We start from the raw sequence: 26,127 nt of genomic DNA, 5'->3' as shown, positions 1-26,127 counted from the left end.
GTTTTACCACATAATCGGATCGACCGAGGAGGAGACCATGAGCCGGAATTTCGATGACCTGGTCCGTCGCGCGAAGGCCGGCTGGTCCGATGAGGCCGTCCGCGTCCACGATGCGGCGACGCGCGAGTTCGCTGCGGAGGTGCGCGACCGGGCCGAGCTCGGAGCCGCCCTCGCAGCGGCCCGGCGCTCCCGCTCGCTGAGCCAGCCTGCCCTCTCGGCCCTCACCGGCATCCAGCAGGCCGAGATCAGCCGCATCGAGGGCGGTTCGGCGAACCCGACGGCGGCGACCATCCTGCGCCTCGTCGACGCCCTCGGCCAGCGCCTCGCACTCGTCCCGGCCCGCGACTGACCCGGCGAACTCTGCTCCCGGCGATCCCCGGTGATGGGGAGTCGCGCCGCCGCCGGGGCGTTGCGGGATCGTGATGGAGCGGGCGGCGGTGGGCTGGGATACTGGCGCCATGAGACTGAGCAGGAACCTCGCCGCCGTCGTGATCACCGTCGTCGCGGCGGCCGCCGGCCTCGGGCTGAGCGGATGCGCGGCGAGCCCCGCCGAGGCGCCGAGCACGCCGATCGGCGGCGACATCGTCGCGCCGGTGACGATCGCGGCGAACGACCTGCAGGGCGGCACCGTCGACCTCGTGGTGGGGCAGGTGCTGAACATCACCACGGGCGACCTGGCCACCGACAGCTACACCGGCGAGGTCGCCGACAGCGCGGTCGCGAGCTTCGTGCAGGGCACGACCGGCGGCAGCGCCGAGACCAACCCCGGCGTCACCGCGGTCGGCCCCGGCGAGACCGAGGTCACCATGACCAACGAAGCCGGTGGCATCCAGCCGCTGACGTTCACCGTGGTCGTCACGGCGAAGTAGCGCGCGAACCCTTCGGCCGACGCGGCCTAGAAGGGGGCGACGCCCGAGCGGTCGATGAAGGTCCCCGTCGGGCCCGAAGCGCCGCGGGTCGCGAGCTCGACCACGGCGTCCGTCCCCTCCTGCACCGTCTGGTGCCCGCTGTTCCCGTTGAAGTCGGTCGCCGTGTAGCCCGGGTCGGCAGCGTTGATGCGGATCGACGGGTACGCCTTGGCGAACTGCACCGTCAGCATCGTCACCGCCGACTTCGACGAGGTATAGAGCGGCGCGACCACCTGCGACTCGACCCGCGAGGAGTCGTGCACGGCCGCGAACGAGCCGAGCCCGCTCGTGACGTTCACGATCGTCGGCGCGTCCGACCGCTCGAGCAGGGGCACGAATGCCTGGATCATCCGCACGATCCCCACGACGTTCGTCGCGAACACGGCGGTGGCGTCATCGGCGGTCAGCTCGGGAATCGCGACCATCGGCCCCGAGATCCCCGCGTTGTTGATCAGCACGTCGAGCCCGCCGTCGCCCGCGATCGTGCTGACGGCAGCGGCGACGGACGAGTCGGACGTGACGTCGAGCTGCACGAATCGCGCTCCCAGCGCATCCGCTGCTCTCTGCCCGCGCTCGGGGTCTCGGGCACCGACCCAGACGGTGTGGCCCGCCTCGATGAGTCGGCGGGCGGTTTCGTAGCCGAGGCCCTTGTTGGCCCCGGTGATGAGTGTCGTTGTCATGCCCCGAGTCTGCGCGCGGCCGCCGAACCCGACCAGGTGCCCGTCGGCAGAAGGAACGGCAGTACCACCCTGGTGTCGTCGGCCGATGCGAGACTTGCAGAATGGATGCCCGCCCCACCTCAGCCGGAGAGCTCGGCGAGCTCCTCCGAACCTGGCGCGACCGCCTCTCGCCAATCGACGTCGGCCTGCCCGCCGGTGACGCGCGCCGCGCGGCCGGCCTCCGCCGCGAGGAGCTGGCCATGCTCGCCGGCCTCAGCGTCGACTACGTCGTGCGCCTCGAGCAAGGTCGCGCCCGCCACCCCTCGGCGCAGGTCGCGGCCTCCGTCGCCCGGGCCCTGCAGCTGAGCGACGCCGAGCGCGACCACCTCTTCACCGTGGCGGGGCTCCTGCCACCGACCCGCCGGGAGGTGCCGACGCACATCCCGCCGGGGGTGCAGCGGCTGATCGCCCGACTGGGGGAGACACCGCTCGGGGTCTTCACCGCATCCTGGGACCTGCTCAGCTACAGCCCGCTCTGGGGCGCCCTCTTCGGCGAGCCGTCCCGGCCGGCGACGGGGCGCGTCAACCTGCTGCGCTCGCACTTCCTCGGCGCCGACCCGATCATGCACGAGCGCCGCATCGTCAGCCGGTCCAACGGCGTCGACGCGTTCGAGTGCTCGCTCGTCGGCGACCTCCGGCGGGTGCACGGGCAGTATCCGGATGATCGCGGCGTGAACACCCTGGTCGCGGAACTGCTCGCCGGCAGCCCGCGCTTCGCCGGGCTCTGGGCCTGCGGGGCCGTCGGCGAGCACCAGTCCGAGCGCAAGGTCGTCGAGAACGACATCGTCGGCGACGTCGAGCTCGACTGCGACGTCTTCACCGTCGCGGGCACCGACCTCCGCATCGTCGTCTACACGGCCGCAGCGGGCACCCCCGCGGCGGCCGCCCTCGACTTCCTCCGCGTCCCCGCGGTCACGTCCCCCACCCCGGCTGCGACCTGATAGATTCTCACTCTTCGCGAACGAGGAGTGACTCCGTGGCCACCTTTCCGACCGGCGCCCGCGTCTTCGTCGACGAATGCAAGGCACGTGGGTACTGGATCGCCGCGGCGGCGGTGATGCCACAGGATGCTGCCTCCGCCGAGCGGGCACTGCGTCGGTTGACGCGCTCGGGTCAGTCGCGGATCCACTTCCGCAAGGAGTCCGATTCGAGCCGCCGGCGGCTGCTGTCGGCGGTCTGCGCGCTGGAGGTCCAGGTGCCAGGAGAGCCACCTGCTCTGGGTGAGCGACATGGCGGCCTGGTGCGCCCACCGCGGCGGTGACTGGCGACGGCGGGCTGCGCCGTTGATACGCGAGGTCGTCGAGGTCGAGCGTTAAATGCGCGAGCCTCGCTCGTCGAACCGTCCGGATGACTGCGAGGCCTACTTCAGGCCGCTAGAGCAACCTGCGGTGAAACATTATCATTTCTGCGCAGGAAGGGGAAGTCAGAAGAGGGGGTCGGGGGCGGTGCGCGGGGGTGCGGCGGACGCGGGAGGCGCGGCGGCGGCCGCGGCGGGGCGGGTGGGGGCGGCGCCCGGGAAGCCCGGGCCCGTGTCGGGGGCGCGGCCGGCCGCGAAGGCCTCGGCGGCGCCACGGGCGCGCACGTCGGCCGCCTCGTTGAGGACGTGCCCGACGTGCCCCTTGACCCACTCGAACCGGTACCGCCGCCCGGCGACGGCCTCGTCGATCTCCTTGATCAGCTCGAGGTTCATGACGGGCTTGCCGTCGCCCTTCCGCCAGCCCTTGCGCTTCCAGCCGGGCATCCACTTCGTGATCGTGTTGATCACGTACTGGCTGTCGCAGAGCACGTGCAGGTCGTCGTCGACGTGCGCAGTCGCCCGGAAGAGCTCCAGCACCGCCTTCAGCTCGCCCATGTTGTTCGTGCCGTGCGGCCAGCCGCCGGCCGCCCAGACGTCGTCGGAGATGTACCAGGCCCAGCCCGCCGGGCCGGGGTTGCCGAGCGCGGAGCCGTCGGCGGATGCGGTGATGGTCATAGCCCGTCAAGGCTACCGGCCCGCTCAGCCGGGCTTGACCGCCTGCAGTGTGTAGCTCAGCGGCGCGACCCCGGCGCGGGCACCCAACGCGTATTCGCCGTCGGCCCGCTCGATCATCTGCCCGGGCAGCGCCTCCCAGGGCACGCTGTCGTGCTCCACGAGCATCCGCAGTTCGAGCCCGGCGTCGAGCAGCGCCGTCACGATCTCGCCGAGCCCGTGGTTCCACTCGTACGTCTTCGTGGCCGTGAGGGGCCGCTCGGTCGGCACGTAGCTCGACGCGTCGTCCCACTCGAGCGGCTCGGACTGCTCGAAGTAGGGGAACGGCAGCGCCAGGTCGTCGCCCACGGTCTCGTCCATGGCCCAGAGAATCGGATGCCCCTCCCGGATGAACAGCCGCCCACCGGGCTTCAGCAGCCCGGCCACGACCGCCGCCCAGCGGGAGATGCTCGGCAGCCAGCAGAGCGCCCCGATCCCGGTGTACACGAGGTCGAAACCACCGGCCGGCAGCACGTCCCGCGCGTGGTCGACGTCGGACTCCACGAAGTCCACGAGCGCGTCGTCCCCCGTCTCGGCCACCAGCGCCCGCGCCTCGGCGAGGGCGACGGGCGAGAAGTCGAGCCCGGTGACGCGGGCGCCGAGCCGCGCGAGCGAGAGGGTGTCGGTGCCGATGTGGCACTGCAGATGCACGGCCCGCAACCCCGCGATGTCGCCCAGCCGCGGGAGGTCGAAGGCCACGACGTCCGACAGAAGCGCCCGGTCGTCGACGTACCGCTGCACCCCGTAGCCCAAGCCGGTGCGGGCGGCGTGAACGGATGCGCGGTCGTCCCAGTTGGCGCGGTTGGCGTCGAGGTGGCTGTCCATGGGGCGATCCGATCTGCTGTCCGACGCCCCGGGCGCGCAGCCGGCGGGGCCGCCGCACGGCGTGGGCAGCCGATCAGGATACCGGGCGGGCCCCCATCCGTGCCACCATCGATCATGCCTCCGCGCCTGATGCTGCTCGACACCGCCTCGCTCTACTTCCGCGCCTTCCACGGCGTGCCCGACACCATCCGGCGCAGCGACGGCACCCCGGTGAACGCCGTGCGGGGCCTGATGGACATGATCGCGCGCCTCGTGACCGAGTTCGAGGCGACCTCGCTGATCGCCTGCTGGGACGACGACTGGCGGCCGTCCTGGCGCGTCGAGCTGGTCCCCGGCTACAAGGCGCACCGCGTCGAGCGGGAGGTGGCGGGCGGGCCCGACATCGAGACGGTGCCGCCGGGGCTGACGAAGCAGATCCCGCTGATCCGCGAGGTGCTCGGGCTCGCCGGCATCGCCGTGGTCGGAGCGCCCGAGCACGAGGCCGACGACGTCATCGGCACCTACGCGGCGACCGCCGACGGGCCGGTGGACGTCGTGACCGGAGACCGCGACCTCTTCCAGCTCGTCGACGACGATCGCGGCATCCGGGTGATCTATACCGCGCGGGGCATGAAGAACCTCGAGCTCGTGACCGATGCGGTCGTGGTCGGCAAGTACCGTGTGCTGCCCGACCAGTACGCCGACTACGCGACCCTGCGTGGCGACACCTCCGACGGGCTGCCGGGCGTCGCCGGCATCGGCGAGAAGACGGCGGCGGGGCTGCTCGGCGAGTACGGCACGCTCGAGGGCCTGCTGGCCGCGGCGACGCGGGGCGAGCCGTCGCCGTCGGTGCACGCGAAGCTCGAGGCGGCGGCCGACTACCTCGCCGTGGCGCCCACCGTCGTGGAGGTCGTGCGCGATCTCGACGTGCCGGCGCCCGACGAGGCCGGAGCGCTCCTGCACCCCGTGACCGGCGCCGACCGCGAGCGGCTCGAGGAGCTCGCCGAGGAGTGGAACCTCGGCGGCGCGGTGAAGCGCCTGCTGACCGCCCTCGACGCGAAGACGGCCGGCTAGGACTCCTCCGCGGCGGGCTCCGGGTCGGTGTCTTCCTCGGGGTTGAAGTGCGAGCCGTCGGGGTCGTGACCCGCGGCCAGGCCGTTCGGGTCGTTCGGGATCGTCTTGTCGTCGCCGAGGTTCTCGGCGTCGCCGTCCTGCTGACGGGTGCCTTCGGTGGGGGAGTCGGTCATGGTGCACGTCCTCGGGTCGATCCGGCTGATGGTGCGCACAACCCTATGCCGCTCGCGGCATGCCGGCCCGGGCCCCCATGCTCTTCCCAGCCGCCCGGCGCCGAGCGTCAGCGCCGCCTGACCAGCAGCACCGAATCGACGAGCACCGCCTCCTGGCCGTCGGGCCCGATGGCGTCGCGTGAGCGCGGCTCGGCGACCACGACCTCCCACTCGCCCGCCGGCAGCTCGAGCGAGTCGAACACCTCCTGGGCGGTGGGCAGCTCCGGATGCTCGTGCCCGCCCTCCCGCGTGCCCGACCAGTTCGGGAACTCCGCGTGCCCGACCACCAGCAGGTGCCCTCCGCTCGCGACGGGCAGCGCGGCCCGCTGCAGCACCTGCTCCCGGGGGAACGCCACGGGGGAGTGCAGGAAGCAGGCCGAGACGAGGTCGTACTCACCCGACGGTCGCCACTCCGACAGATCGGCCCGCACCCACTCGATGCGATCCGCGTCGACCGCGCGCGAGTCCGCGTGCGAGGCGGCCCGGGCTAGTGCCGTCGCGGAGATGTCGACCCCCGTCACCGTCCAGCCCTGCTCGGCGAGCCAGATGGAGTCGCCGCCCTCGCCGCAGCCGAGATCGAGTGCGCGCCCCGGCGCGAGCTCGCCGGCCACGGCGACGAGCGCCGCGTTGGCCCGGCCGCTCCAGACCCGCTCCCGCTGCTGGTACAGGTCCTCCCAGAACGCGGTCGGGTCGGTGTTCGGGTCGGGACTCATGTGCGCCATCCCCTCAGCCTGCCGCCCCCGGCCCCCGCTGCAAAACCCGTTGCCGGACCGGCACGCTACTCGTCGCGGGTGCGACGCAGCCGACGCGCGTACTGCTGAGAATCGCTCGCGAACCGCTCGAGCAGCCCGCTCAGCGCCTCGACGTCGGCCCCCGGCCACGACGCGAAGATCTCGGTGACCATCTCGTCGCCCACGTCGTACAGCCGCTGCGCCACAGCCCGCCCCGAGGCGGTGAGGTGGAGGGTGTGCGAGCGCTGGTCGCTCGGGCTCGGCTCCCTCGTCACGAGGGCCGGCGCGGTGCAGCTTGGCCGCGGCCTTGCTGACGCTCGGGGCGCTCGCCGAGAGGGCCTCGGCGAGTTCCGCGCCGCGGGAGGGGCCGCGCGAGCCGAGGGTCCAGAGCATCCGGATCTCGATGGTGCTGAGGTCGCGCCCGTCGTCGAGCCAGGTAGTTTCGGAGGAAGAGTAGAAGAGTAGTTCTGCGAACGAAGGAGTTCAGCCATGACCAGGACCATGATCGTGACCGGGGCCGCCTCGGGCATCGGCAAGGCGACCGCCGAGCTGCTGCGGGGGCGCGGCGACACCGTGATCGGCGTCGATCTGCGTGACGCCGACGTGACCGCCGACCTCAGCACCGCCGAGGGGCGGGCGAGCCTCGTCGAGCAGGTGCGGGAGGCGAGCGGCGGACGAATCGACGGAATCCTGGCGATCGCCGGCCTCGCGGCGCCCATCCCCGCGACCGTCGCCGTGAACTACTTCGGCATGGTGGCGACGCTCGAGGGGCTGCGGCCGCTGCTGGCCGGGTCGGGGTCGCCGCGGGCCGTCGGCATCGCCTCGATGGCGAGCCTGCACCCGCACGACGACGAGCTCGTGGCGCTGCTGACCGCCGGCGACGAGCCGGGCTCCCTCGCCCGGGCCGAGGTGCTCGCGGGCGACCCGTCGACGGGGCACCTGATCTACGCCTCGACGAAGAAGGCGTTCGCGCAGTGGGTGCGCCGGAACGCCCCGAGCGAGGACTGGGCGGGCGCGGACATCCCGCTGAACGCCATCGCGCCCGGGGTCATCGTGACGCCGATGACCGCACCGCTCCTGGAGACCGAGGAGGGGCGCGAGCAGATCCGGGCCGGGGTGCCGATGCCGCTGAACGGCTTCGCCGAGGCGATCGTGCCGGCCCACCTGCTCGCGTGGCTCGTCAGCGAGGAGAACACGCACCTCTGCGGGCAGGTGATCTTCGTCGACGGCGGGTCGGACGCGGTGATCCGCGGCGACTCGACCTGGTGAGGCTGGAGCCGCCCCGCTAGAGCTCGGTGCGCACGATCGGCTGGTCGCTGCCCATGATGCGGATGTCGACCGACGCGATCTGGGCGGCCGGGATGCTCGTCGACGCCGAGAGGTTGCCGGCGGCGGCGCCCTCCTCGGCGGTCCAGCTCGCCACCGTCGTCTCGACGCCCGAGCGGTCGGTGACCACGAGGTCGTAGGGCACCGGCCCGTCGAGCGTCTCCTGGAGCTTCTCGCTGTAGCTGCAGTCCCAGTCGAAGCGGGTGCCCCACTCCTTGGGTGACACGCGCAGCTCGGCGTCGATGTAGCCCGGCTCGACCTGGCCCATGGCGAGGCGGATGCCCGCCGGCGTCGCGTCGATCCCCGGCGAACCGGCCTCGGCCGTCGCGGCGGGAGCCGTGCCGGGAACGGGAGCGAACTGCCCGAGCGCGAAGCCGGTGAGCACCCCGGCGCCCGCCAGGAGCACCCCGGTGCCCACGACGGCCGCGGCCATCCGTCGCCGCATCGTGCGCCGGCGGCGCCCCACGGCCCGGGCCAGGTGCTGCACGGTGCCCGATGGCGGGGCGGCGGGCGGGGAAGCCGGTGCGGCGCTCGAGGCCTCGGGCGCCAGCAGCGCCGACGCCTCGCTCGCGCTGAGGCTGCCGAGCACCCCCGGCAGACCGGCCAGCTCGGCCACGGCGTGCGAGCACTCGTGGCAGTCGGCGAGGTGGCGCTCGTACTCCCGGCGCTCCTCGGGGCAGAGCATGCCCATCACGTAGGCGGCGTCCCAGTCGCGGTACTCGTCGGCGGCGGTCACTCCGTCACCCCCCGTTCCTGCAGTGCGAGCCTCAGGGCCCGCAGCGCGTAGTGCATGCGCGAGCGCACGGTGCCGACGGGCACGCCCTCGGCGGCGGAGATCTCGACGGCGGTCTCGCCGAGGTAGTACGAGCGGACGATCGCGGTGCGGTGCTCCAGCGAGAGCGAGAGCAGGGCATCCGACACCAGCCAGCTGTCGAGCACGGCGTCGGTGCGGTCGGCCTGCGCCCGCTCGGGCAGCTCGTCGGTGGCGAACTCGCGGTTGTGCCGGGCGCTGCGGCGGTCGTCGATCACGAGGTTGCGCGCGACGGTGAACATCCACGCCCGCGCCTCCTCGTCGCCCTGCTCGAGGATCGCGGGCTTCCGCCCGGCGCGCAGCAGGGTCTCCTGCACCACGTCCTCGGCCATCCCGGGGTCGCGGGTGAGGCGCACCACGTAGCGGAACAGCGCGGCGCCGTGCGCGTCGTGCGCCGCCCGCAGCAGTTCCGCGTGCTCGTCGTTCATGAGGCCTCCATCCTGGTGCAACGCAGGCGCAGGCCAGAACGTTCAGATCGGGCGGCTACCGCTCACAGATCCAGCGTGTCGCCCGGCTGCAGCGGGAAGAACTCGCCGCCGCCCTGCTCGGTGGCCCAGCGGATGCGGTCGCCGGCCATGCCCTTGCCCGCCGTCGACAGCACCATCTCGTGCGTCGGGAAGCTGCGCCTGGGCTTCACCTCGAGCACGTAGTCGATCGCCTCGGCGATCTTCAGCCACGGTGCGCCCGCCGGCACGGCCAGCACGTCGACATCGACGCCCTCGGGAACGGCCCAGGAGTCGCCCGGGTAGTAGAGCACGTCGTTCACGAGCACGCCCACGTTGTCGACCACGGGGATCGAGGAGTGGATGACCGCGTGCCGCCCGCCCGAGAAGCGCAGCGAGAAGGGACCGGCCGAGACGGCGTCGCCCGGGTCGACACGGGTGACGGCGGTCGAGGCGTCGGCCTCGCGCACGGCGTTCACGACCCCCTCCGGCCCGTACACCACGGCGGTGGGGGAGGCCTCCAGGATGCGCCGCAGCTGCTCCGGCGTCCAGTGGTCGGGATGCTCGTGGGTGATCACCACGGCGGCGGTGTTCGCCGCATCCGTGATCGCCGTCGTGAACATCCCGGGGTCGATGAACAGCTTCTTGCCCGACTGCTCGAGGAGGAGGGCGGCGTGCTCGAATTTCGTCAGTCTCATGATCCCCGACTCAACACCCGCGCCCGCCGAAGTGCAACGTCGTGGATAATCGGTCGTCATGGCCTCCCCCGCGCAGCGCGTCGTCGTCGCGATCAACCCGAACGCATCGTTCGGGGGCACCCGACACGTCGGCCCGGCCGTCGTCGCCGCCCTGCGCGCCGCCGGCCACGACGTGGTGCCGCTGAGCGCCCCCGACTACGCCGGGCTGGTACGCATCACCCGTCAGGCCCTCGACGCACCCGCGGGCGCCCTCGTCGTGGTCGGCGGCGACGGAATGGTGAACCTCGGCGTCAACCTCGTCGCCGGCACCGAGGTGCCGCTCGGCATCGTGCCCGCCGGAACCGGCAACGACTTCGCCTCGGGCCTCGGTCTGCCCACCAAGGACCCCGACGAGGCCGTCCGCGTGCTCGTCGACGCCCTGACCCGCCCGCCCCGCGTGATCGACGCGGCCCGGGTCACCGGCGTGCAGCCCGACCCCGCCCTCGATGCCGGCCGGCCCGAGGGCGACGAGCCGCACCGCTGGTTCGCGGGCGTGCTCTCGGCGGGCTTCGACGCCGCCGTCAACGAACGGGCCAATCGGATGCGCCGCCCCCGCGGAGCGTCCCGCTACGTGCTGGCGCTGGCCGCCGAGCTCGCGACCCTGCGCACCCGCTCCTACGAGCTCGAGCTCGACGGCGAGGTGCTGCAGGTCGACTCGCCGCTGCTCTCGGTGGCGAACAACACGACGATCGGCGGCGGCATGCGCATCGCTCCGGATGCGCGGCTGGACGACGGGCTGCTCGACGTGTTCATCGTCAAGCCCGTGTCGCGCCTGCGTTTCGTCCGGCTCTTCCCGAAGGTGTTCTCGGGCACGCACTCGACGTTGCCGATCGTGGAGTTCCGCCGGGCGCGGGTGGTGCGGGTGGCCGCCGAGGGCATCGCCGGCTACGCCGACGGGGAGCGCTTCGGGGCCCTGCCGCTCACCGTCGAGCTCGTGCCGGGCGCGTTGAGGGTGCTCGTCTGACGCGCCGACGGGGCTCGATTTGAGCGTGCCGCTTTCGTATGGCATACTCGTGGAGTTGCAAAAACGGCCCCATCGTTTAGCGGCCTAGGACGTCGCCCTCTCACGGCGGTAACGCGGGTTCAAATCCCGCTGGGGTCACAGCATCAGGAAGCCCCCGAAATGCGCGGAAGCGCAGGCCGGGGGCTTTCGCCTTCCCCAGCTCTTCCGGTCGGCTCTTCCGCGGCCCCTGGCGGCGGTGTTGACTGGGGGCATGACCGACAAGAACGAACCCGTCGACCCCGCGTCCGTCGACCTCAGCGACATCGAGTACCCCGACTACTCCGGGTACCCCGACGGCGAGGGCGTGGTGGGCAACGGCCCCACGACCGAGGCCGTCCCCTCCGGCGTCGACCCGACCGTGGCCGACGAGCCCGAGCCGGGAGACGACCCCGAGGCCGCCTCGACCGACGAGGAGACCATCGTCGAGAACGACGGCTAGCGCATCCTGAAGCCCGCCGCGGGCCTCAGCCGACGCGCAGCACGCTCTGCGTGAACGAGTCGAGGCGCGTGGTGAGGCCCTCGGCCCGCGACGCGATCACCGCGTCGGGGTCGGGCTGCATCGCCGACTTCGGCGGCACGATGCGGATCAGGTTCGAGCAGCCGAGGTCGCTGCAGATGTAGGTGCCGACGGTCGAGCCGTCGATGCCCGCCTGGCCGGCGCGCGGTGCCGTGAAGAGCGTGACCTGCACCCCGGGGCGCGGCGTGCGGCAGAGCGTGCACATCGCCGAGATGCCCGGGCGGGTGTGCGAGCCGGCGGCCTTGATCAGCAGGCCGATCGGCTGACCTCCGCGCCAGTAGACGATGTAGCCGCGGTGGATGGCGTGCGCGTCGCGCCAGCCGAGGAACTCGCGGTCCTCCCAGACGATCTCGTGCAGGCCCGGCAGGGTCATGCGCTCGAGCTCCTGCTCGGTGATGTTGGTGAACGACTCGCGGATCTGAGCCTCGGTGAGTGCCTGCATCGCATCGAGCCTAATCGCACTCGCGGCCCCGGCGGCCGCCCCTCAGTGGAACTGGGGGATGATCAGCCAGAGGCCGTACAGCACGGCCGCCACCCCGACGGCGAAGCACACGACGGCGCCGGCCGTGGCGGGCAGCGACCGCTCCTTCACCGAGGCCCCGGTCGCGAGCAGCCGCAGCCCCACGGCGTACGAGCCGACGACGAGGATGCTCGCCGCGAACGCCACGAGGAACACCACCACGAAGGCGCCCCAGTCGACTCCCAGAAAACCGTCCATCAGCGCGTCCCCTCCTCGTTGGCGCCGGTGCGGGCGCCCGTGGCGACCGGCTCCGGCTCGTCGTTCACGGTGTCGTGCGTCACCGGGTGACGCCGCGACAGCAGGTACAGCGTCACCCCGGCGGCCAGCGCCAGCACGATGACGATCCCGAGCCCCAGCACGCTCGACGAGGCGGCCCAGGCGGCCAGCCCGCCCACCAGGGCGGCGGCCGGCAGCGTCACCGTCCAGGCGATCGCGATCCGGCCGACCACGCCCCAGTGCACCGAGGCCAGCTTCTTGCCGAGCCCCGCGCCCACCACGGCGCCCGAGGTGACCTGCGTGGTCGACAGGGCGAAACCGAGGTGCGACGACACGAGGATGGTCGCCGCCGAACTGGTCTCGGCCGCGAAGCCCTGCGGTGCCTGGATGTCGGTGATCCGCTTGCCCACCGTGCGCATGATGCGCCAGCCGCCGAGGTAGGTGCCGAGCGCGATGGCGAGCCCGCAGCCGGCGATCACCCAGAACTGCGGCCCCGACCCCGACTCCTGGTAGCCGGCGGCGATCAGGGTGAGGGTGATCACACCCATCGTCTTCTGGGCGTCGTTCGTGCCGTGCGCGAGCGAGACGAGCGAGGCCGAGACCGTCTGCCCGTGGCGGAAACCGGTGTCCGAGCCCCGCGCCGTCGCCTGCTTCGTGATGCGGTACGCCGCGAACGTCGCCACGAGGGCGACCACGCCGGCCACGAGCGGCGAGAGCAGGGCGGGCACGACCACGTTGGTCAGCACCACGCCGAAGTTCACGGCGCCGAAGCCCGCCCCGATCACCGCGGCGCCGATCAGCCCGCCGAACAGCGCGTGCGTCGAGCTCGACGGCAGGCCCAGGTACCAGGTCGTGAGGTTCCAGAGCACGGCGCCGACGAGCCCCGCGAAGATCATGATCGGGGTGATCTCGAGGCCGTTGTCGCCCTCGTTGATGATGCCGCCCGAGATGGTCTTCGCGACCTCGGTCGACAGGAAGGCGCCCACGAGGTTGAGCACGGCCGAGATCGTCACGGCGACCTTCGGCTTCAGCGCTCCGGTGGCGACCGAGGTCGCCATGGCGTTGGCGGTGTCGTGGAAGCCGTTGGTGAAGTCGAACACCAGGGCCACCACGATGACGAGCAGTACGGGCACGAGTGCATCCATGCCCCCTGGTCTACGCCCGTGGCCCCGGGGCCCGCGGTGGCGCCGCGGTGAACAGTGCCCTAACGCACGGCGGTGTCGCGGGGCCTAGCGCACGGCGGTGGCGCGGGCGATCGCGTCGGCCGAGCGCACCAGGGCGAGGTGCGAGAAGGCCTGCGGGGTGTTGCCGACCTGCCGGTGCCCCTCCACGTCGTACTCCTCCGAGAGTAGTCCGACGTCGTTGCAGAGGCCGACGAGGCGGTCCATCAGCGCGATGGCGTCGTCGAGCCGATCCGAGTGCGCGTACTGCTGCACGAGCCAGAACGAGCACGCGAGGAACGGATGCTCGCCGCCCGGCAGTCCGTCCACCCCCGATTCGGTGCGGTACCTGAGCAGCAGACCGTCACGCAGGAGGTCCTCCTCGATCGCGGCGACGGTGCCGAGCATCCGCGGGTCGTCGGCCGAGACGAAGCCGATCTGCGACAGCAGCAGCAGGGAGGCGTCGACCTCGCTCGTGCCGTAGTGCTGGCGGAAGGTGTTGCGCACCGGGTCGTAGCCCTCGGTCTCGATCTCGTGCCGGATGGTGTCGCGGAGCTCCCTCCACCGCTCCACCGGCCCGTCGAGGCCGTAGGTCTCGACCGCCTCGACGCCGCAGGCGAAGGCGGCCCAGATCATCGCGCGCGAGTGCGTGAAGGCCACCTGCGGCCCCCGGATCTCCCAGATGCCGTTGTCGGGACGCTGCCAGGTCTCCTCGAGGAACCCCAGCAGCGAGCGCTGCAGCGGCCAGGAGTACTGGTCCTCGTCGACGCCGATGCGCCTGGCCTCACGGAGCGCGATCATCAGCTCGCCGAAGATGTCGCCCTGGTACTGGTCGGAGGCGCCGTTGCCGACCCGCACGGGGGCCGAGCCGTTGTACCCGGGCAGGCTCGTGAGCTCGCTCTCGGGCAGCCGGCGCTCGCCGGAGAGGCCGTACATGATCTGGATGTCGGCAGGGTCGCCGGCGATCGCGCGCAGCAGCCAGTGCCGCCAGTGCCCGGCCTCGTCCTCGTAGCCGTAGAGCATCAGCGCCGAGAGGGTGAGCGAGGCGTCGCGGATCCAGGTATAGCGGTAGTCCCAGTTGCGCGAGCCGCCGAACTCCTCGGGCAGGCTCGTGGTGGCCGCCGCGACGATGCCGCCCGTGTCCTCGTGCGTCAGGGCGCGCAGCACGAGCAGCGAGCGCTCGACCTCGGCGCCGTAGAGCGCGGGCGGCTCGCTGCGCGAGGCCCACTCCCGCCACCAGGCCGTGGTGTCCTCGATCTGCTCGTCGACGTCGAGCGGGCCGGGGGCCGGGCGGTGCGAGGGGTACCAGGTGAGCACGATGTCGACGGTCTCGCCGGCCGCGACCGTGAAGATCGACTCGTGGTAGTGGTTCGTGGCGTGCAGGGCGGGGCCGCGCACGATCACCGCGTCCGGCCCGGCGATGCCGATCACCGCGTTGCCGCCGTACTCGGGGGCCTGGCGCATCCACGGCATCGCGTCGGCGTAGTCGAAGCGGATGGCGAGCTCCTGCCGGAGCTCGACCCGGCCCGAGACGCCCCGGATGCGCCGGATCACGTCGGCGCGGCGGTCGCCGTGCGGCATCAGGTCGGTGACCTCGACGATGCCGTCGGGGGTGTTCCAGCGGGTGACGAGGAGGAAGGTGCCGTCGAGGTAGCGGCGCGTGGACGTCGACCGCGCATCCGTCGGACCCAGCAGCCACCGCCCGTGCTCCTCGGTGCCGAGCAGCGCGCCGAAGGTGGAGGGCGAGTCGAAACGGGGGAGACAGAGCCAGTCGATGCTGCCGGTGCGGCCGACCAGGGCCGCCGTGTGGCAGTCGCCGATCATCGCGTAGTCCTCGATGGGTAGAGCCATGTGCCGATTCTGCCCTGTCGCGCCCCCGGTTGTGCTCGCCGCGGCCGCCAAGGACAATAGGCCCGGTGAAGTACCAGGGTCAGCTGCTCGGAGTGCTCGCCATGACCTTCGTGGTCGGCGTGGCGGTCGCCACGAGCGTCCCCGCCGCCTCCCTCACCTCGGCGGGCAGTTTCGACCCCCAGCAGTTCTCGATCGAGGCGGGGGCCGCCCAGAGCTTCTCCTCCGAGAACGAGGGGGCCGGGGCATCCGTCGCCCGGGACGGGTACGTCGTGCACACCTTCACCCCGACGCCCACCCCGACCCCGAAACCCGCCGCGGTCTCGTCGAACCAGGGCGGCTACGGGGGAGCGCAGTGCCAGGCCGGTGCCGACTCGACGGCGGAGTCGGCGGCGTTCTCGTCGGTCTACCCCGACGGCTACCGCATGTCCGACCTGTTCGGCCCGCGCGCCGAGGGCTTCCACAAGGGCGTCGACATGCTGAACGACCCCGGGGTGCCGGTGCACGCGATCGCCGACGGGGTCGTGATCGCCGCCTCGGGCAACGGCGGCACCGGCGGGGTCTACCTGTCGATCGCGCACAAGGTGGCCGGGGTCGCCGTGTGCAGCATGTACATGCACTTCCAGGACTCCTCGCTCACCGTCGGGGTGGGGGACACGGTCGCGGCCGGCCAGGTGATCGGGCTCACCGGTCGCACCGGCAACGCCACCACCGAGCACTGCCACTTCGAGCTGTACGGGGCCGATGGGGTGCGCTACGACCCGATGCCGTTCCTCACCGAGCACGGCGCCGCCTGAGCGCAGGCTGACGAAGTCGCGATATATCTTGACCGGCGCCTGATCGAGATATAGCTTGATCTCCGAACACGCGATACAGCGCGAGGCAGGAGAACATCGTGGTCTTGGAGAAGTGGATCGTCACCGGTCCGAAAGTCATCGACATCGAGCTGGTGCGCTCGCTCAAGGTGGGCCTGATCGGCGGCCAGGTCGACATCATCGGCCACGACGAGCCGGGGGCCCGCATCGAGGTGCACTCCGTCTCGGGCAAAGACCTCAAGGTCTCCATCGACGGCGACCGCCTCGAGATCGACCACCCGCAGCTGCGCTGGGACAACTTCGTCGAGGTCTTCAAGTCGTGGCGCGGCAACGCCAAGGCCGACATCAGCATCATGGTGCCGCGCGACGCGGCGCTGAAGTTCGGGGTCATCTCGGCCTCGGCGCTCATCTCGGGTCTGGTGACGGATGCGCGGGTCAGCACGGTCACGGGCGACGTCGTCATCGACGCGGTGCGCGGCGACCTCGACGTCAACACGGTCTCGGGCGAGATCTCGATCCGCGACCACGTCGGTCTCGTCAGTGCCCACACCGTCTCGGGAGACATCGCGGCGGCGGGGGAGATCCGCCGCTTCTCGGCCGAGGGCGTCTCGGGCGAGGTGTTCGTCGACTCCACCGGCGTGCCCTCGGCGATCGAGAACAACACCGTCTCGGGCGACCTCACCGTGCGCCTGGACGCGTCGACCGCCGCGCGCTACAACGTGAACTCCGTCGCCGGCACGCTCCAGCTGGGGCCGAACACGATCAAGGGGCTGCGCGGTGGCGGCTACAACGGCCAGACCGGTGAGCTCGACGGCAGCTGGACGGAGTTCCGGGCGAACTCGGTCTCGGGCGACATCACGGTGCTGTACCGCGGGGCGGCGGACTCCGCCGAGGGCTCGGCTCGCGCATCCGCCCCTTCTGACAGCGCCTCGGACGCCGGGGCCTCGCTGTGACCCCCGTCTTCGGCCACGGCCACCTGCGGCTCTACCTGCTGAACCTGCTCGAGGAGTCGCCGAAGCACGGCTACGAGCTCATCCAGGCGCTCGCCGACCGCTTCGGCGGCACCTACAGCCCGAGCGCCGGCACGATCTACCCGCGGCTGGCGAAGCTCGAGGACGAGGGGCTCGTCACCAAGACCGCCGACGGCCGCAAGACCGTCTACTCCATCACCGACGCCGGCCGGGCCGAGCTCGAGAGCCGGCGCGGCGAGCTCGCCGACATCGAGTCCGACCTCTCGGACTCGGTGCGCCGGCTCGCCGACGAGGTGCGCACGGGTGTCGATCAGGCGATGAAGAGCCTGAAGGCCGAGCTCGCCTCGGCCAAGCGGGAGGCGCGCACGCCGCCCGCGGGCTCCCGGGCCGAGTCGGCCGAGGCGCTCCGCGACGCCGACGTGGCGCTGACGGAGTTCCGTCAGCAGCTGCGCACCGACCTCCGGAAGGCCTCGGCCAAGGGCATCGACCCGGCGCTGATCGGACGGCTGCGCGAGCGGCTCGCCGAGGTGCGGCTCGAGGTGCGCGAGGAGCTCGGCCGCCGGCAGTAGCATTGCAGGGAAGGGGAGTATCCCACCTCGCTGTCATCGTCATCACGGCCCACTCCGACGTGTGCCCGGGGGAGCGGTGCGGTTGCCACGGCAGCCTGCACGGGAGAGACTTTCGGTCATCGTGCTGCCCTGAAGAGGGCGCCGCTGTCGAAAGGCCCCCGTGCTAGAACTCCCCATCGCCTTCGAGATCACCTCGCTCGTGGTGCTCGTGCTGATCCTCGCCGCCGATCTGCTGATCGCGTTCAAGCGTCCGCACGTGCCCTCGTTCAAGGAGGCGACCCTCTGGGTCGTGTTCTACGTGGCGCTCGCGCTGGTCTTCGCGGCGCTGATGCTGGTGTTCGCGGGCGGGGAGCCGGCGGGCCAGTTCCTGGCCGGCTGGCTGACGGAGTACAGCCTGTCGATCGACAACCTGTTCGTCTTCGTGATCATCATGGCGCGCTTCAACGTGCCCCGGAAGTACCAGCAGGAAGCGCTGATGGTGGGCATCATCATCGCGCTGGTGCTCCGCGGCATCTTCATCCTGATCGGCGCGCAGCTGATCGAGTCGCTGAGCTGGATCTTCTACATCTTCGGCGCCTTCCTGCTGGTCACCGCCTTCCGCCAGGCCTTCGGCAAGGAGGACGAGGGCGACGGCGAGAACGGCCTCGTCACCTTCCTCCGCAAGCGCATGAGCATCGCCCCCGACTTCGACGGCGCCAAGGTGCGCACGGTGATCGACGGCAAGAAGGTCTTCACCCCGATGCTGATCGTGTTCATCGCGCTCGGCTCCACCGACCTGCTGTTCGCGCTCGACTCGATCCCGGCCATCTTCGGCATCACGCAGAGCCCGTTCATCGTCTTCACCGCCAACGTGTTCGCGCTGATGGGCCTGCGCCAGCTGTACTTCCTGCTCGGCGGGCTGCTCGACCGGCTCATCTACCTCAAGTACGGCATCGCGTTCATCCTCGCCTTCATCGGTGTGAAGCTCGTCTTCCATGCGCTGCACGCCAACGAGGTGTTCTTCATCAACGGCGGCGAGCCGATCGAGTGGATCCCCGAGATCGACACCTGGACCTCTCTCGCGGTCATCATCGCCTCGATGGCGGTCGCCACGATCGCCTCCCTGATCGTGATGCGCCGCCGCGGCGTGCCGGTCAAGGAGGAGCTGAAGGCCGCCGCCGACCCCGAGTCCGACCCCACCCGCTGACGGCGGGGGCGGGTGGTACGATCGTCGCGTGCTGTTCGGTCTGCTCCTTCTTAGCTGCCGCGACGAGTCCTAGTTCCAGGCCTCCCTCGTCGCGGAGTCTGTCGATGGCTGACCCCCTACTTCAGAAGGACACGCAATGAGCCCCGAACCCACCGTCCGCCCGCGCACCTTGGCTGAGAAGGTCTGGGACGACCACCTCGTCGCCAAGGGCGAGAACGGCAGCCCCGACCTGCTCTACATCGACCTGCACCTGGTGCACGAGGTGACGAGCCCGCAGGCCTTCGACGGCCTGCGCGCCGAGGGCCGCCCGGTGCGCCGCCCCGATCTGACGATCGCCACCGAAGATCACAACACCCCGACGCTGGCGATCGACAAGCCGATCGCCGACCTGACGAGCCGCACCCAGATCGACACGCTGCGCCGGAACGCGCAGGAGTTCGGCGTGCGCCTGCACTCGCTCGGCGACGTCGAGCAGGGCATCGTGCACGTCGTCGGCCCGCAGCTCGGCCTGACCATGCCCGGCATCACGGTGGTCTGCGGCGACAGCCACACCAGCACCCACGGAGCCTTCGGCGCCATGGCGTTCGGCATCGGCACCAGCGAGGTCGAGCACGTGCTCGCCACCCAGACGCTGCCGCTGAAGCCGTTCAAGACGATGGCCATCACGGTGGAGGGGACGCTCCGTCCAGGGGTGACCGCGAAGGACATCATCCTCGCCGTCATCGCGAAGATCGGAACGGGCGGTGGGCAGGGGTACGTCCTGGAATACCGCGGCTCGGCCATCCGGAGCCTGTCGATGGACGGGCGGATGACGATCTGCAACATGTCGATCGAGGCGGGCGCCCGCGCCGGCATGGTCGCGCCCGACGAGACGACGTTCGCCTATTTGAAGGGCCGCCCGCACGCCCCCGAGGGCGAGGACTGGGACGCCGCGGTCGAGTACTGGCGCACCCTGCAGACCGACGACGACGCCGTGTTCGACGCCGAGGTGTTCCTCGACGCCGACCAGCTCGAGCCGTTCGTCACCTGGGGCACGAACCCCGGCCAGGGCGTCTCGCTGAACGAGCGCGTGCCCGACCCGTCGACGATCATCGACCCGAACGAGCGCGCCAGCGCCGAGCGGGCCCTGGAGTACATGGACCTCGAGGCGGGCACCCCGCTGAAGGAGGTGCGCGTCGACGCCGTGTTCATGGGCTCGTGCACCAACAGCCGCATCGAAGACCTGCGGGCCTTCGCCTCGGTGATCCAGGGTCAGAAGAAGGCCGATGGCGTGCGCGTCATGGTGGTGCCGGGCAGTGCGCGCGTGCGCATCGAGGCCGAGGCCGAGGGCATCGACAAGATCGTCGAGGAGTTCGGCGCCGAGTGGCGCTTCGCGGGCTGCTCCATGTGCCTCGGCATGAACCCCGACCAGCTGGCTCCGGGGGAGCGCTGCGCCAGCACCTCCAACCGCAACTTCGAGGGCCGGCAGGGCAAGGGCGGGCGCACGCACCTGGTGTCGCCGCTGGTGGCCGCGGCCACCGCCATCCGGGGCACGCTCTCGAGCGTCTCCGACCTCTCAGAACCCGCCGCTCGCGAGACCGTGGAGGTCTGACCATGGAGAAGATCGACATCCTGACCGGTGTGGCCGTGCCGCTGAAGCGCGGCAACGTCGACACCGACCAGATCATCCCGGCCGTCTACCTCAAGCGCGTCACCAAGACAGGCTTCGAGGACGCGCTGTTCGCCGGCTGGCGGAACGACCCCGAGTTCGTGCTGAACCAGCCCGCCTACCAGAACCCGCGCGTGCTGGTGGCCGGGCCCGACTTCGGCACCGGCTCCAGCCGTGAGCACGCCGTCTGGGCGCTCCGCGACTACGGTTTCACCGCCGTGCTCTCCTCGCGCTTCGGCGACATCTTCCGCGGCAACTCGGGCAAGCAGGGCCTGCTCACCGGGCAGGTCGACGAGGCCGACATCGAGCGGCTCTGGGCCGCCATCGAGGCGCAGCCCGGGGTCGAGATCACGGTCGACCTGATCGCGCGAACCGCCGCCATCGGCGACCTCACAGTCAGCTTCTCGATCGACGATTACACTCGGTGGAGGCTTCTCGAGGGTCTTGACGACATCGGGCTGACGCTTCGCGACGAAGAGGCGATCACGGAATTCGAGAGCCGTCGGGAGAGTTGGAGACCTCGAACACTCCCGGTCAAGTAGCTTCAAGCAGTCAGGTGATTCACGTGAACTCTCTCGTACAGGATGGTCGCAAGGCGGCCGAGCGGGTCGGACTGCTGTCCGACACGATCGTCATCAACGGCGGTCGGCCGCTCCGCGGCACCATCGACGTCCGAGGGGCGAAGAACCTCGTCACCAAGGCGATGGTGGCGTCGCTGCTGGGTGACACCACCTCCACGCTCCGCGACGTCCCCGACATCAGCGACGTGCACGTGGTGTCGAGCCTGCTCGAGATCCACGGCGTGAAGATCACCGGCTCGGCCGCGACCGGCGTGCTGCAGCTCGACCCGACGAACGTGGCCACCGCCACGAGCGCCGAGATCGACGCCCTCTCGGGCTCGAGCCGCATCCCGATCCTGTTCTGCGGCCCGCTGCTGCACCGCCTGGGTCACGCGTTCATCCCCGACCTCGGCGGCTGCCGCATCGGCGACCGGCCGATCGACTTCCACCTCGACGCCCTGCGCGCGTTCGGCGCCGTCGTCGACAAGCTGCCCTCGGGCATCAACATCACGGCCCCCAACGGCCTGCGCGGCGCGAACATCGAGCTGCCCTACCCGAGCGTCGGCGCCACCGAGCAGGTGCTGCTCACCGGCGTGCGCGCCAAGGGCACCACCGAGTTGAAGAACGCGGCCATCGAGCCCGAGATCATGGATCTCATCGCCGTGCTGCAGAAGATGGGCGCGATCATCTCGGTCGAGCCCAATCGCACCATCTTCATCGAGGGCGTCGACTCGCTCTCGGGCTTCAACCACCGCGCCCTGTTCGACCGCAACGAGGCCGCCTCCTGGGCCTCCGCCGCGCTCGCGACCGGCGGCTCCATCTTCACGACGGGCGCCAAGCAGTCCGAGATGATGACCTTCCTCAACGTCTTCCGCAAGATCGGCGGCGCGTTCGACATCGAGGAGGAGGGCATCCGCTTCTACCACCCCGGTGGCGAGCTGAAGCCCGTCGTGATCGAGACCGACGTGCACCCCGGCTTCATGACCGACTGGCAGCAGCCGCTGATCGTGGCGCTCACCCAGGCCCAGGGCACCTCGATCGTGCACGAGACCGTGTACGAGAACCGCTTCGGCTTCGTGGATGCGCTGGTCAAGATGGGCGCGAACATCGAGGTGCACAAAGACGGCCTGGCCGACCCGAACCGCCGCGTGCCGCGCCGCGCCCTCGAGCAGGCCGCCGTCATCACCGGGCCGACCCAGCTGCACGGTGCCGAGCTCGAGGTGCCCGACCTGCGCGGAGGCTTCAGCCACCTGATCGCGGCGCTCGTCGCCCAGGGCCAGTCGTCGGTCAGCAACGTGGGCCTGATCGCCCGCGGCTACGGCGACTTCGTGGGCAAGCTCGAGAAGCTCGGGGCCGACTTCTACTTCGCCGAGTAGAACTCGACCGCATGGCCGACGCCCCCGCTCGCACCGACGCCCGCGAACGCTCCGAGAAGACCCCGGCCTTCCGGGTGGTCGAGGCGCTGGTGGCACCCACCCTCGCGGCGACCGTCAAGCTCGACCAGCGCGGCACCGAGAACCTCCCGGCCGAGGGGCCGTTCGTGCTGAGCCCGAACCACTACTCGAACTTCGACCCGGTGGTCGTGGCCTGGGCGGTCTGGAAGCTCAAGCGGGCCCCGCGGTTCCTCGCGAAGGCCTCGCTGTTCTCGGTGCCCGTCGTCGGCGGGCTCCTGCGTGCGATCGGTCAGATCCCCGTCGAGCGCTCCGGCCCAGGCCGGGGCAACGCGTCCATCTCGGCGGCCACCGAGCTGCTCGAACACCGGAAGGGCGTCATCGTGTACCCCGAGGGAACCCTCACCCGTGATCCCGGGCTCTGGCCCATGCGGGGCAAGACCGGGGCCGTGCGCCTCGCGCTGGAGCACGGCATCCCGCTGATCCCCGCCGCCCACTGGGGCGTGCAGGCGATCATGCCGCGGTACTCGAAGAAGCTGCGGCTGTTCGGGCGCAAGCCGGTGAAGGTGGCCTACGGGCCGCCCGTCGACCTCGACGACCTGCGCGGGCACGCGCTCGACCAGAAGACGCTCACCGAGGCGACCGACCGGCTGATGACGGCGATCACCGGGCTGCTCGAGGAGCTGCGCGGCGAGACCGCGCCGGCCGAGCGGTGGAACCCGAAGGCGCACAACCAGAGCGAGTTCGGGCGCCTGCGCGACGGCCGCCCGGAGGGTTCCGAGTGAGCCGCGCCTCCCGCGCCGTGGTGCCTCCGCGGCCGCGCGTCACCGTGCTCGGCGCCGGCAGCTGGGGCACGACGTTCTCGAAGGTGCTCGCCGACGGCGGCGCCGACGTCACCGTCTGGGCCCGCCGCCCCGAGCTCGCGAAGGAGATCCGCGAGGCCAAGCGCAACAGCGACTATCTCCCGGGCGTCAACCTCCCGCCGACCATCACGGCCACCTCCGACGTCGGTCGTGCCCTGGCCGACGCGCAGTTCGTCTTCGTGTCGATCCCCAGCCAGTCGCTGCGGGGCAACCTCGTCGAGCTGAAGTCGCTCATCCCCGAGGGCGTCCCGATCACGAGTCTGATGAAGGGCGTCGAGAAGGGCACGGGCCTCCGGATGAGCGAGGTGCTCGAATCCGTGCTGGAGATCGATCCCGACCGAATCGCCGTGGCGTCCGGGCCGAACCTCGCCCTCGAGATCGCGAAGGAGCAGCCGACGGCCGCCGTCGTCTCCTCGGCGAGCCTCGAGACCGCCGAGCGGGTCGCCATGGTCGCGACGAACCGCTACTTCCGCTCCTTCGTCAACACCGACGTGATCGGCACCGAGTTCGGTGGCGTGCTGAAGAACCTCATCGCGGTGGCGATCGGCATCGTCGACGGCGTCGGCTACGGCGAGAACACCAAGGCCTCGATCATCACGCGGGGGCTGGTCGAGATGACCGACTTCGCCGTGGCGTACGGCGGGCATCCGGAGACCCTGTCGGGGCTCGCGGGCCTCGGCGATCTGATCGCCACGAGCGGCTCGTCGCTCTCGCGCAATAACACGGCCGGGCGCCTGCTCGGTCAGGGCTACAGCTTCGCCGACGTGGTGAAGTCGATGCAGCAGACGGCGGAGGGGCTCGCCTCGGTGGCGCCCGTGCTCACCCTGGCCGAGGCCAAGGGTGTGGACATGCCGATCTGCCGCCAGGTGAGCCAGGTGCTCGCCGGTACGCTCGATCCTCGGGACATCGCGCCGCATCTGACGACCGATGACGACAGCGGCCCCCAGGGCGAAAGGACACTCGATGCCAAGCAAGACCACGGTGGCGGTGCTGTTCGGCGGGCGCTCCAGCGAGCACTCGATCAGCTGCGCCACGGCCGGCGGGGTGCTTGAGGCGATCGACCGCTCGCGCTTCGACGTGATCCCGGTGGGCATCACGGCCGAGGGCGCGTTCGTGCTCGAGGACGACGAGCCCGCGAAGTTCCGGCTCGACCCCTCGGCGCTGCCCGTCGTCTCCGACAACGGCACGCGCATCCTGTGGCCCGCGTCGACCGCCTCGCGCGCGCTCTCGGTGCAGCGGGCCGACGGCACGGTCGACCTGCTGGGCGACGTCGACGTGGTGTTCCCCATCCTGCACGGGCCGTTCGGCGAGGACGGCACGGTGCAGGGGCTGCTCGAGCTCGTCGGGCTGCCGTACGTGGGGTCGGGCGTGCTCGCGTCGGCGCTCGGCATGGACAAGCACTTCACCAAGACCGTGCTGCAGGCCGCGGGGATCGCGGTGGCGCCGTGGCAGACGGTGACGGCGCACCAGTGGGCCTCGTCCTCGTCGTCTGTGCTGTCGGCGGCCTCGTCGCTGGGGTTGCCGCTGTTCGTCAAGCCCGCGCGGGCCGGGTCGTCGGTGGGGGTGTCGAAGGTCAGCTCGTCGTCGCCTTCGGAGCTGTCGGCCGCCATCGAGACCGCCCTGCGGGAGGACTCGCGGGTGCTGATCGAGTCGGCCGTCGTCGGCCGCGAGGTCGAGTGCGGCGTGCTCGGCGGGCGGGCCGGCGGTGCGCCGCGGGTGTCGCTCGCGGGCGAGATCGTGATGACCGGGCGGGAGTTCTACGACTTCGACGCGAAGTACCTCGACGCGCCCGGGGTCGACCTCGTCTGCCCGGCCGTGCTGAGCGCTGCCGAGCTGTCCGAGATGCAGGAACTCGCCGCGCGTGCCTTCACGGCCATCGACGGGGCGGGGCTCGCCCGGGTCGACTTCTTCCTGACGCCCGACGGCTTCGTGGTGAACGAGGTCAACACGATGCCGGGCTTCACGCCGATCTCGATGTTCCCCAAGTGCTGGATCGCGTCGGGGCTGAGCTACCCCGAGCTGATCGACGAGCTGATCGCGCTGGCGCTGGAGTATTCCTTTTTTTGAGAAATCCTCGTATAGTCGATGTCGCCCTGACCAGGGCGGCTTTCGACCATCAAGGAGATCCATGAAGATTTCATCACGCAGGCGCGCCTTCGCCTCCCTCATCGCTACGGCTGCAGTCCTCGCCGGACTGTTCGTCGCTCCAGCGGGATCTGCATCCGCGCTCGGGTGCGTGCTCGGCCCCAGCCTCGCATCCGCCGCGAAAGCCGCCGGCGTCAGCTGCCCGGACGTGGAGGGGTCTGGTGGCGCCGGTGCCGCCTGGGGCGCGACCGGTGGTGCCTGCGCGTACGGATGGAGCAAAGGTCGCATCCCGGATGGCATGCTCGACTTCCTGAACGGCGCGTATTACTTCTCGACCTCCAGCACCTTGGAATCCGGCGAGCGAGTATCTCGGACGTACTACAGGAGGGGCGGCCGATCCATCGGGCAGATCGAGATCTGGTCCTACCGTGGAAAGTTCGTCATGGGCATCAACGTCTATGACCGTGCGGGTCTTAAGCAGGAATTCGCCTACTTCGATTGCATGGAATCGAGTGGAGGTGCGATGTACGAGGCGACTCCGAACAAGAACCTCATTCCGATGCCGGGCACAGGGTCGACGAGCATTCCCGCCGAGGTCACCGGCCTCGTCCAGACGCGGGGAGCGATGTCAGCCCTCCCAGACAACAAATACCTCCTGAGGATCGACGTCACCAACACGGGATCGACCAACAATTATGCCGATGTCTTCCTGGGGCTCAAGGGCTACTCGGTCGAGAGCATCCCACTCCTGCCGCGCGGTGTCGATTGCGAGCCGTATGAGGGGCTCTTCTGCGTCGTCGACAGCATTCTGCCGGGTCAGACGGTTTCGACGATCTTCGTGCTGACTGCCAGCGGCGACCCGGTGGACACGTCGGCGATCGATGTCGAGGTGTCGGCGAGGGGGCTTCGCCAGATCAAATCCTCTGTGTCACGTCCGTCCGTCAACCACTCGACGCTCGTCACGAACTTCTACGAAGTCACTCGACCGTAGGCGGTCGGCCC

The 26,127-nt window shown here is 70.8% G+C and carries 32 protein-coding genes and 1 tRNA gene; 20 read left to right on the top strand and 13 right to left on the bottom strand.

From position 1 onward, the window contains the following. The first annotated feature begins 37 nt into the window (after positions 1 to 37). Both ITJ64_RS16890 and ITJ64_RS16885 read left to right on the top strand, forming a co-directional pair. Positions 38 to 349, top strand: coding sequence for a helix-turn-helix domain-containing protein (locus ITJ64_RS16890; RefSeq protein ID WP_194681839.1), 312 nt, complete (start codon positions 38 to 40; stop codon positions 347 to 349). A gap of 109 nt (positions 350 to 458) precedes the next feature. Continuing rightward, positions 459 to 869 carry a hypothetical protein gene (locus ITJ64_RS16885; RefSeq protein WP_194681838.1) on the top strand — a complete coding sequence of 137 codons (411 nt, stop codon included), beginning with the start codon at positions 459 to 461 and terminating at the stop codon, positions 867 to 869. 26 nt (positions 870 to 895) lie between these two features. Here ITJ64_RS16885 and ITJ64_RS16880 read toward each other — a convergent pair whose 3' ends face one another. Next, on the bottom strand, positions 896 to 1,588 hold the full coding sequence (locus ITJ64_RS16880; RefSeq protein ID WP_194681837.1) for an SDR family NAD(P)-dependent oxidoreductase: 693 nt from the start codon (positions 1,586 to 1,588) through the stop codon (positions 896 to 898). Positions 1,589 to 1,689: 101 nt separating this feature from the next. Here ITJ64_RS16880 and ITJ64_RS16875 point away from each other — a divergent pair, with 101 nt between their 5' ends. Together ITJ64_RS16875 and ITJ64_RS16870 are read left to right on the top strand one after the other, a co-directional pair. Further along, positions 1,690 to 2,568: a helix-turn-helix transcriptional regulator gene (locus ITJ64_RS16875; RefSeq protein ID WP_194681836.1), complete on the top strand. Its 879-nt coding sequence runs from the start codon at positions 1,690 to 1,692 to the stop codon at positions 2,566 to 2,568. A 35-nt stretch (positions 2,569 to 2,603) separates the two neighbouring features. Next, on the top strand, positions 2,604 to 2,888 hold the full coding sequence (locus ITJ64_RS16870) for a hypothetical protein (protein WP_228508719.1): 285 nt from the start codon (positions 2,604 to 2,606) through the stop codon (positions 2,886 to 2,888). 162 nt (positions 2,889 to 3,050) lie between these two features. Here the strand turns inward: ITJ64_RS16870 and ITJ64_RS16865 are convergent, their stop codons facing one another. Beyond that, positions 3,051 to 3,599: a ribonuclease H gene (locus tag ITJ64_RS16865; RefSeq protein ID WP_194681835.1), complete on the bottom strand. Its 549-nt coding sequence runs from the start codon at positions 3,597 to 3,599 to the stop codon at positions 3,051 to 3,053. A gap of 24 nt (positions 3,600 to 3,623) precedes the next feature. After that, positions 3,624 to 4,460 carry a bifunctional 2-polyprenyl-6-hydroxyphenol methylase/3-demethylubiquinol 3-O-methyltransferase UbiG gene (locus tag ITJ64_RS16860; RefSeq protein ID WP_194681834.1) on the bottom strand — a complete coding sequence of 279 codons (837 nt, stop codon included), beginning with the start codon at positions 4,458 to 4,460 and terminating at the stop codon, positions 3,624 to 3,626. A 114-nt stretch (positions 4,461 to 4,574) separates the two neighbouring features. Here ITJ64_RS16860 and ITJ64_RS16855 point away from each other — a divergent pair, with 114 nt between their 5' ends. Then, the gene (locus tag ITJ64_RS16855; protein WP_194681833.1) at positions 4,575 to 5,513 is read left to right on the top strand and encodes a 5'-3' exonuclease; all 939 of its coding nucleotides are present in this window, start codon (positions 4,575 to 4,577) and stop codon (positions 5,511 to 5,513) included. Here the strand turns inward: ITJ64_RS16855 and ITJ64_RS16850 are convergent. The 3 genes from ITJ64_RS16850 to ITJ64_RS16840 form a co-directional block, all read right to left on the bottom strand. Continuing rightward, positions 5,510 to 5,686 (bottom strand): hypothetical protein, encoded by a 177-nt coding sequence (locus ITJ64_RS16850; protein ID WP_194681832.1) that lies wholly within the window; start codon positions 5,684 to 5,686, stop codon positions 5,510 to 5,512. The two genes, ITJ64_RS16855 and ITJ64_RS16850, sit on opposite strands and share 4 nt — an antisense overlap. 107 nt (positions 5,687 to 5,793) lie before the next feature. Next, entirely contained in the window at positions 5,794 to 6,438 is a 645-nt protein-coding gene (locus ITJ64_RS16845; protein ID WP_228508717.1) for a bifunctional 2-polyprenyl-6-hydroxyphenol methylase/3-demethylubiquinol 3-O-methyltransferase UbiG, read from the bottom strand. 65 nt (positions 6,439 to 6,503) lie between these two features. Then, entirely contained in the window at positions 6,504 to 6,731 is a 228-nt protein-coding gene (locus ITJ64_RS16840; protein WP_194681830.1) for a MarR family winged helix-turn-helix transcriptional regulator, read from the bottom strand. 214 nt (positions 6,732 to 6,945) lie between these two features. Here ITJ64_RS16840 and ITJ64_RS16835 point away from each other — a divergent pair, with 214 nt between their 5' ends. Next, a complete protein-coding gene (locus ITJ64_RS16835) occupies positions 6,946 to 7,725 on the top strand; it encodes an SDR family oxidoreductase (RefSeq protein WP_194681829.1) in 780 nt (259 codons plus the stop codon). A gap of 16 nt (positions 7,726 to 7,741) precedes the next feature. Here the strand turns inward: ITJ64_RS16835 and ITJ64_RS16830 are convergent, their stop codons facing one another. The 3 genes from ITJ64_RS16830 to ITJ64_RS16820 all read right to left on the bottom strand — a co-directional run bounded on the left by ITJ64_RS16830 (position 7,742) and on the right by ITJ64_RS16820 (position 9,734). Continuing rightward, the gene (locus tag ITJ64_RS16830; RefSeq protein ID WP_194681828.1) at positions 7,742 to 8,518 is read right to left on the bottom strand and encodes an anti-sigma factor; all 777 of its coding nucleotides are present in this window, start codon (positions 8,516 to 8,518) and stop codon (positions 7,742 to 7,744) included. Then, positions 8,515 to 9,021 carry a sigma-70 family RNA polymerase sigma factor gene (locus tag ITJ64_RS16825; RefSeq protein ID WP_194681827.1) on the bottom strand — a complete coding sequence of 169 codons (507 nt, stop codon included), beginning with the start codon at positions 9,019 to 9,021 and terminating at the stop codon, positions 8,515 to 8,517. Before ITJ64_RS16825 ends, ITJ64_RS16830 begins: the two co-directional genes overlap by 4 nt. 62 nt (positions 9,022 to 9,083) lie before the next feature. Next, entirely contained in the window at positions 9,084 to 9,734 is a 651-nt protein-coding gene (locus ITJ64_RS16820; protein ID WP_194681826.1) for an MBL fold metallo-hydrolase, read from the bottom strand. Positions 9,735 to 9,792: 58 nt separating this feature from the next. Here ITJ64_RS16820 and ITJ64_RS16815 point away from each other — a divergent pair, with 58 nt between their 5' ends. The 3 genes from ITJ64_RS16815 (at position 9,793) to ITJ64_RS16805 (ending at position 11,215) form a co-directional block, all read left to right on the top strand. After that, the gene (locus ITJ64_RS16815) at positions 9,793 to 10,737 is read left to right on the top strand and encodes a diacylglycerol kinase family protein (RefSeq protein WP_194681825.1); all 945 of its coding nucleotides are present in this window, start codon (positions 9,793 to 9,795) and stop codon (positions 10,735 to 10,737) included. 65 nt (positions 10,738 to 10,802) lie between these two features. Then, positions 10,803 to 10,875, top strand: a tRNA-Glu gene (locus tag ITJ64_RS16810). Between the two features lie 112 nt (positions 10,876 to 10,987). Then, positions 10,988 to 11,215, top strand: coding sequence for a hypothetical protein (locus tag ITJ64_RS16805; RefSeq protein WP_194681824.1), 228 nt, complete (start codon positions 10,988 to 10,990; stop codon positions 11,213 to 11,215). Positions 11,216 to 11,240: 25 nt separating this feature from the next. On the opposite strand, the gene ITJ64_RS16800 is transcribed toward ITJ64_RS16805, so the two are convergent. From ITJ64_RS16800 to ITJ64_RS16785, 4 genes are all read right to left on the bottom strand, one after another. Next, positions 11,241 to 11,735, bottom strand: coding sequence for an FBP domain-containing protein (locus tag ITJ64_RS16800; RefSeq protein WP_194681823.1), 495 nt, complete (start codon positions 11,733 to 11,735; stop codon positions 11,241 to 11,243). 42 nt (positions 11,736 to 11,777) lie between these two features. Then, positions 11,778 to 12,011, bottom strand: coding sequence for a hypothetical protein (locus tag ITJ64_RS16795; protein ID WP_194681822.1), 234 nt, complete (start codon positions 12,009 to 12,011; stop codon positions 11,778 to 11,780). Continuing rightward, entirely contained in the window at positions 12,011 to 13,174 is a 1,164-nt protein-coding gene (locus ITJ64_RS16790; protein ID WP_194681821.1) for an inorganic phosphate transporter, read from the bottom strand. Before ITJ64_RS16790 ends, ITJ64_RS16795 begins: the two co-directional genes overlap by 1 nt. An 84-nt stretch (positions 13,175 to 13,258) precedes the next feature. Continuing rightward, complete coding sequence (locus ITJ64_RS16785; protein WP_194681820.1) at positions 13,259 to 15,040, bottom strand: glycoside hydrolase family 15 protein; 1,782 nt, start codon at positions 15,038 to 15,040, stop codon at positions 13,259 to 13,261. 65 nt (positions 15,041 to 15,105) lie between these two features. Between ITJ64_RS16785 and ITJ64_RS19415 the strand changes: the two genes are divergently transcribed. The 11 genes from ITJ64_RS19415 to ITJ64_RS16730 all read left to right on the top strand — a co-directional run bounded on the left by ITJ64_RS19415 (position 15,106) and on the right by ITJ64_RS16730 (position 26,116). After that, the gene (locus tag ITJ64_RS19415; protein WP_194681819.1) at positions 15,106 to 15,834 is read left to right on the top strand and encodes a M23 family metallopeptidase; all 729 of its coding nucleotides are present in this window, start codon (positions 15,106 to 15,108) and stop codon (positions 15,832 to 15,834) included. Positions 15,835 to 15,932: 98 nt separating this feature from the next. Further along, positions 15,933 to 16,805, top strand: a complete 873-nt coding sequence (locus tag ITJ64_RS16775; RefSeq protein ID WP_194681818.1) for a DUF4097 family beta strand repeat-containing protein — start codon at positions 15,933 to 15,935, stop codon at positions 16,803 to 16,805. Continuing rightward, entirely contained in the window at positions 16,802 to 17,392 is a 591-nt protein-coding gene (locus ITJ64_RS16770; RefSeq protein ID WP_194681817.1) for a PadR family transcriptional regulator, read from the top strand. Before ITJ64_RS16775 ends, ITJ64_RS16770 begins: the two co-directional genes overlap by 4 nt. A 160-nt stretch (positions 17,393 to 17,552) precedes the next feature. After that, positions 17,553 to 18,578, top strand: coding sequence for a TerC family protein (locus ITJ64_RS16765; RefSeq protein ID WP_194681816.1), 1,026 nt, complete (start codon positions 17,553 to 17,555; stop codon positions 18,576 to 18,578). 136 nt (positions 18,579 to 18,714) lie between these two features. Continuing rightward, on the top strand, positions 18,715 to 20,169 hold the full coding sequence (gene leuC, locus ITJ64_RS16760; RefSeq protein WP_194681815.1) for a 3-isopropylmalate dehydratase large subunit: 1,455 nt from the start codon (positions 18,715 to 18,717) through the stop codon (positions 20,167 to 20,169). A 2-nt stretch (positions 20,170 to 20,171) separates the two neighbouring features. Then, the gene (gene leuD / locus ITJ64_RS16755) at positions 20,172 to 20,768 is read left to right on the top strand and encodes a 3-isopropylmalate dehydratase small subunit (protein WP_194681814.1); all 597 of its coding nucleotides are present in this window, start codon (positions 20,172 to 20,174) and stop codon (positions 20,766 to 20,768) included. 23 nt (positions 20,769 to 20,791) lie between these two features. Beyond that, positions 20,792 to 22,162 (top strand): UDP-N-acetylglucosamine 1-carboxyvinyltransferase, encoded by a 1,371-nt coding sequence (murA, locus tag ITJ64_RS16750; RefSeq protein ID WP_179548835.1) that lies wholly within the window; start codon positions 20,792 to 20,794, stop codon positions 22,160 to 22,162. 11 nt (positions 22,163 to 22,173) lie between these two features. Further along, a complete protein-coding gene (locus ITJ64_RS16745) occupies positions 22,174 to 22,962 on the top strand; it encodes a 1-acyl-sn-glycerol-3-phosphate acyltransferase (protein ID WP_194681813.1) in 789 nt (262 codons plus the stop codon). Beyond that, complete coding sequence (locus ITJ64_RS16740; RefSeq protein WP_370545239.1) at positions 22,959 to 24,092, top strand: NAD(P)H-dependent glycerol-3-phosphate dehydrogenase; 1,134 nt, start codon at positions 22,959 to 22,961, stop codon at positions 24,090 to 24,092. The genes ITJ64_RS16745 and ITJ64_RS16740 overlap by 4 nt, the downstream gene beginning before the upstream one ends. Continuing rightward, positions 24,004 to 25,107 (top strand): D-alanine--D-alanine ligase family protein, encoded by a 1,104-nt coding sequence (locus ITJ64_RS16735; protein WP_194681812.1) that lies wholly within the window; start codon positions 24,004 to 24,006, stop codon positions 25,105 to 25,107. Before ITJ64_RS16740 ends, ITJ64_RS16735 begins: the two co-directional genes overlap by 89 nt. Before the next feature lie 61 nt (positions 25,108 to 25,168). After that, positions 25,169 to 26,116 carry a hypothetical protein gene (locus tag ITJ64_RS16730; RefSeq protein ID WP_194681811.1) on the top strand — a complete coding sequence of 316 codons (948 nt, stop codon included), beginning with the start codon at positions 25,169 to 25,171 and terminating at the stop codon, positions 26,114 to 26,116. The last annotated feature ends 11 nt before the right edge of the window (positions 26,117 to 26,127 follow it).

The sequence above is a fragment of the Herbiconiux sp. VKM Ac-1786 genome, from assembly GCF_015350805.1.
Lineage (GTDB): Bacteria > Actinomycetota > Actinomycetes > Actinomycetales > Microbacteriaceae > Herbiconiux.
Note: the sequence above shows the minus strand (reverse complement) of the source record. Positions and strands in the feature narration are given on the sequence as shown.